The sequence below is a fragment of the Peribacillus sp. genome, from assembly GCF_059453735.1.
This window is the reverse complement of the sequence record NZ_JAZVJO010000462.1, coordinates 1-4,856: the sequence shown is the minus strand read 5'-3', so window position 1 is coordinate 4,856 and position 4,856 is coordinate 1. Positions and strand designations below refer to the sequence as shown.

The window sequence follows — 4,856 nt, the reverse complement described above, 5'->3', positions numbered from 1 at the left end:
ATGGCAAAAATATATAAATCAACTTAAGTAAGTGGACATAACCTTCTGTACATATTGACTGGTTTCTTTAAAGGGAGGGATTCCGCCGTATTTATCGACATTTCCTGGTCCCGCATTATAAGCAGCCAGAGCAAGTTCTGTATTGCCATTATACCGTTTCATCATCTGGCTGAGGTATTTAGTGCCGCCCATAATATTTTCGGTTGGATCAAGAACATTATTAACGCCAAGCCCTTTCGCGGTGGCTGGCATCAGCTGCATCAGTCCAGAAGCTCCAGCAGAGCTAGTTGCCTGTGCGTTAAAATTTGATTCCTGTTTAATGACAGATTTTATTAACTTTTCGGGCAGCTGGTACAATGTGGCTGCATCACTAATAATCTGGTCATAGCCTGTACTTTTTACTGCTGCAGGCAAGGGCGAAATAGCAGCCGCAGTAGAAAAGGGTAGTTGCTGGTTCATGGAAGATGAGTTTGTCAAATCCACAGCGGCTATAATTTGACTTAGGACATTACCAAGAGGCTTAGATTGCGTGTCAGCGTCTTCCTCACCGGTAAGGACCTTTGACAGCATTTCTTGAAAGAGATTGGCTGTAGAAGCAGTTTGAGCTTTATTTGAGCTGTTCAGTCCTTGCAAGGCCTGTAATTCTAGTATGGTTGTAAAATCCTGTATCTTCAAAAAGATTCACCTCAAGACATTATAAACAGGAAATGAATCATCATTGTCCTTGTTTAGCACGATAAAAGCGCTTAACCTTATTTTCGGTTTCACGGACAGGAATCTTAAGACTTTTTAGAAGTTGCAGGAATATTTTTTTCCCTTCGACCGGATCAGTTACCTCATATTCTATTTCATAATCCTCTGTATTAATATAGGCACTATGGTCAAGTACAATGATGCCGCCTTTGTACTGGAACTCAGTACGGTTGGTCATTAGCGTACCAAAAAAGCGGATTGACTCAGTGGGAATGTTTAATTTGTTTTCAAGCAAACGACTGATCACGCCTTCTGGAAAAATCCCATCTTCAAGAAAGCTTTCGGCTTCGGTTCGCGTTAATGGCTGAGTGGTTTCTAATAATCCAGTATCGGCAGGCTCTTTTAGGGTCAATTCATATTCGCCATTTCTTTGACGAATACGCAGCGCACAATCTTTCTCCTTCAATGAAAAAGTTTCTGTGTCGCAATAATGATTCGATTGGAAGGCAAAACTATTTTCTTTAACTTTGAAATGCTGGACGAGTTTGCGGAACTCCTGTTTAGTTAAAAGGTTCTTAAATTCAATTTCAATATGCTGATTCAAGTACATCTTCCTTTCATATGTATTTTATCTATTATCCCGTTATTTTGCGTTTTCAGCAAATAATAGCCTCATTACCTTATTTATGAAGGGTTAATTGACAAGATAAACAAAGCCACTCGTTGGTTTAAGCCTTATGTTAAGAACCTAGAAATTCAGCCGAAATTAGCAAGAGAAATTAGGTGAAATCTTGGGATTCCCTAAAACAATGTGATAAAATATAATCGTTATACGTTGGGGGGCGCGATACGGCTGTGAGAACAAAAATACATATAAAGAATGCTTATATTCGAAACAATGAGCTGCTTCTACAACCAGACGAAACATTTGAGGGTTCTACTTATCTAGCTAAAGAACAAGTACTGGCTGATTCCGATCATCACGCGTTTGTTTATTTAATTGAAAAAAATGACGAGTATACATATATTTCACTCCCAGAATCTATTTGGAACTTCTTGAGTATTGCCATAAAAGAAAACTACCCTGCTTTCCTTGAATCGGGAGATACGAAATTTGAATTAAACGGGATAGTTGATGAACTGAATGAATTGCTAGAAAATATTAAAGGAAACAGCAATTATGGTGAAACATTTGCATTAAAGGTTGAACAGGCGTTTGTTAATTGCCATTGACAAGGCTGTTTCGAAAACAGGTCAAGGGGTGCGGAAATGGAACAGTGGAATGATTTTTTGGCTCCTTATAAGCAAGCTATCGAGGAGTTAAAGGTGAAATTAAAAGGGATGCGGACAGAATTTGATCGCGATCATGTCCATTCTCCGATTGAATTTGTAACTGGCCGAGTAAAACCAATCGTGAGTATTCTAGATAAAGCTGTTCAGAAGAACATTCCACTCGATAAATTGGATACAGAAATGCAGGATATAGCTGGGTTAAGAATGATGTGTCAATTTGTCGATGATATAAGAAAAGTTGTGGAGCTGCTCAGACTTAGGAATGACTTCGAAATTGTCGAGGAGCGAGACTATATTTCACATAAAAAGGTTAGTGGATATAGATCTTATCATGTTGTGATTCGGTACCCCGTTCAGCCGATTCATGGAGAAAAGAAATTGCTTGCTGAAATCCAAATACGTACACTTTCGATGAATTTTTGGGCAACTATTGAGCATTCTTTGAGTTATAAATATCGAGGAGACTTTCCAGAGGATATACAAAATCGTCTGCAGCGTGCAGCTGAGGCCGCTTATTTGCTTGATGAGGAAATGTCGCAAATTCGAATTGAAATTCAGGAAGCACAGCGGATTTTTTCAAGAAAAAAGGACACGCAGAATCATTAAAAAAAGTAAGGGTGGGATCATATGAAATTTGCTGTAACTTCTAAAGGGGACTCCAAATCGAATAGTTTAATGCATAAGGTTCGTACCTATCTTCAGGATTTTAATTTGGAATACGATGAAGACCAGCCGGATATCGTCGTCTCCATCGGTGGTGATGGCACCCTATTATATGCCTTTCATCGATATAAAAAACGACTTGATAAAACGGCTTTTGTCGGTGTTCATACCGGCCATCTAGGCTTTTATGCAGATTGGACGCCTGATGAAGTCGAAAAGCTAGTCATTGCGATTGCGAAAACGCCGTTTCAAGTAGTGGAATATCCGCTTCTTGAAGTAATTGTCCGTTACCAGCATGGGGGACGTGAATCACGTTTTCTGGCTCTAAACGAATCCACAGTTAAAAGTGTGGAAGGAACGTTAGTTATGGATGTGGAGATGCGAGGAGAGCATTTTGAAACGTTTAGAGGGGATGGTCTATGCGTATCCACACCTTCAGGAAGCACGGCGTATAATAAAGCGCTTGGCGGGGCTATTATTCACCCGACCATTGATTCTATACAACTCTCTGAGATGGCATCAATTAATAATCGAGTATTTCGTACCGTTGGATCTCCACTTGTGTTACCAGCGCATCATACGTGCTTGCTGCGCCCAGTAAATAATGTTGATTTTCAAATTACGATTGATCATTTATCCTTGCTTCATGAGGATGTTAAATCCATTCAATTTTTGGTGGCTCCAGAAAAAATTCGATTTGCTCGTTTCAGGCCTTTTCCCTTCTGGAAACGCGTCCATGATTCATTTATCGCAAACTAAGGAGATTGGAATAGTGTCTACTAACAATGAAGCGAAACCATATAGACTTTCATGGACTGTAGAAAGTAAAGATGAAGGCAAGCTGCTCAGAAACTTTCTCAATGAACATAAGATCTCCAAAAAAGGGTTGACGGCGATTAAGTATCGCGGCGGCGAACTCTCGGTGAACGGAAAGGTTGTGACTGTCCGTTATCCGCTGCATGCAGGAGATGTCGTACAGGTTGTTTTTCCGCTCGAGGAAATTAGCTTAGGGCTGATCCCTGAGAAGCTGCCGCTCGTCATTCGGTATGAAGATGAATCAATTATTATCTTGGCAAAGGCTGCCTATCAAAGTACCATTCCTTCGCGAGAGCGACCGAGGGGAAGTTTGGCAAATGCATTAGCGGGATACTATGAATCGAAAGATGTAGCTTCTACTGTTCATGTAGTGACGAGGCTTGATCGAAATACGTCAGGACTTGTTTTAATTGCGAAGCACAGTCATATCCATCATTTACTGAGTGCACAGCAAAAGGCGGGGCTAATCACCCGCACATACCAGGCAATTGCGGAAGGACAGCTGGAGGAGGAGAGCGGACGAATCGAGGCACCAATTGGTCGTAATCCAGAAAGTATTATTACCCGAATGGTAAGAGATGATGGTAAATATGCTTGTACGCTATACCGGGTTATACAGTCTTCACCCTTAATAAGTTATCTTGAACTCAAGCTCTTAACAGGACGGACGCATCAAATTCGAGTTCATATGGCTCATATTGGTCATCCGCTTGCAGGTGATGATTTGTATGGAGGTACAACCACTTTAATTCCACGACAAGCGCTTCATTGTGCAAAGATAGAATTTTTACATCCCCTTACTGGTGAACGAATGACCTTCGAAGAACCAGCACCTGGAGATTTTCAAGAGTTATTAAATTGGTAAACTAGCCTGAAATGAGGCAGTAAAAAGGCTGATTTCTTAATAAAAGAAATCGGCCTTTAGTTTTTAAACTGTAAATTCAGTCTTGAATTTTTCAGGGAGATAAGGCATTGATGAAGATACGGTAACTAGTTCGAACTCTGGATAGCGCAGAGCAGTCAGCTTGCCTCCAAATACACAGCCAGTATCAATATTGATGGTATGATTTACGATTCTTGCTTCTTTTACAGGCGTGTGTCCATAGACAATCCATGGTTCACCGTGATAGGATTGTGCCCAATCATGCCTTACGGGAGAGCCATCTGGATGCTTGGCACCAGAAATATCTCCATACAAAACGAATGTTTTTACTTTAGCTCCGGTTTTACCCATATAATCTCCTCGAATACCTGCATGAGCAATATATAAGTTTCCGTTATCCAGTGTATGGTATAAAGGGGATTGGTCATATAAAGTAAGAAATTGCTTTTTAATCTTTTTCTGTTGATCAATCGGCAGGTTCTCATATTCTGCAACGGTGGTTTCAAGA

6 protein-coding genes and 1 pseudogene are annotated in these 4,856 nt (G+C 40.5%); 4 read left to right on the top strand and 3 right to left on the bottom strand.

Annotated elements, in window-relative coordinates; genetic code table 11:
- Positions 1-18: 18 nt before the first annotated feature.
- Together AC52RT_RS15275 and AC52RT_RS15270 are read right to left on the bottom strand one after the other, a co-directional pair.
- Positions 19-675, bottom strand: coding sequence for a lytic transglycosylase domain-containing protein (locus AC52RT_RS15275; RefSeq protein ID WP_495541538.1), 657 nt, complete (start codon positions 673-675; stop codon positions 19-21).
- Positions 676-715: 40 nt separating this feature from the next.
- Entirely contained in the window at positions 716-1,297 is a 582-nt protein-coding gene (locus tag AC52RT_RS15270) for a CYTH domain-containing protein (protein ID WP_495541537.1), read from the bottom strand.
- 251 nt (positions 1,298-1,548) lie between these two features.
- On the opposite strand from AC52RT_RS15270, the gene AC52RT_RS15265 reads away from it, so the two are divergent.
- The 4 genes from AC52RT_RS15265 to AC52RT_RS15250 are packed head-to-tail and all read left to right on the top strand — an operon-like array spanning position 1,549 to position 4,330.
- Complete coding sequence (locus AC52RT_RS15265; RefSeq protein ID WP_495541536.1) at positions 1,549-1,926, top strand: UPF0738 family protein; 378 nt, start codon at positions 1,549-1,551, stop codon at positions 1,924-1,926.
- A gap of 36 nt (positions 1,927-1,962) precedes the next feature.
- On the top strand, positions 1,963-2,592 hold the full coding sequence (gene yjbM / locus AC52RT_RS15260) for a GTP diphosphokinase (RefSeq protein WP_495541535.1): 630 nt from the start codon (positions 1,963-1,965) through the stop codon (positions 2,590-2,592).
- 21 nt (positions 2,593-2,613) lie between these two features.
- Positions 2,614-3,408 carry an NAD kinase gene (locus AC52RT_RS15255; RefSeq protein WP_040373267.1) on the top strand — a complete coding sequence of 265 codons (795 nt, stop codon included), beginning with the start codon at positions 2,614-2,616 and terminating at the stop codon, positions 3,406-3,408.
- Between the two features lie 13 nt (positions 3,409-3,421).
- Positions 3,422-4,330, top strand: a complete 909-nt coding sequence (locus tag AC52RT_RS15250) for an RluA family pseudouridine synthase (protein WP_495541534.1) — start codon at positions 3,422-3,424, stop codon at positions 4,328-4,330.
- A 63-nt stretch (positions 4,331-4,393) separates the two neighbouring features.
- On the opposite strand, the pseudogene AC52RT_RS15245 reads toward AC52RT_RS15250, so the two are convergent.
- Positions 4,394-4,856 (bottom strand): annotated as a pseudogene (locus tag AC52RT_RS15245) (hypothetical protein); the annotation flags it as partial.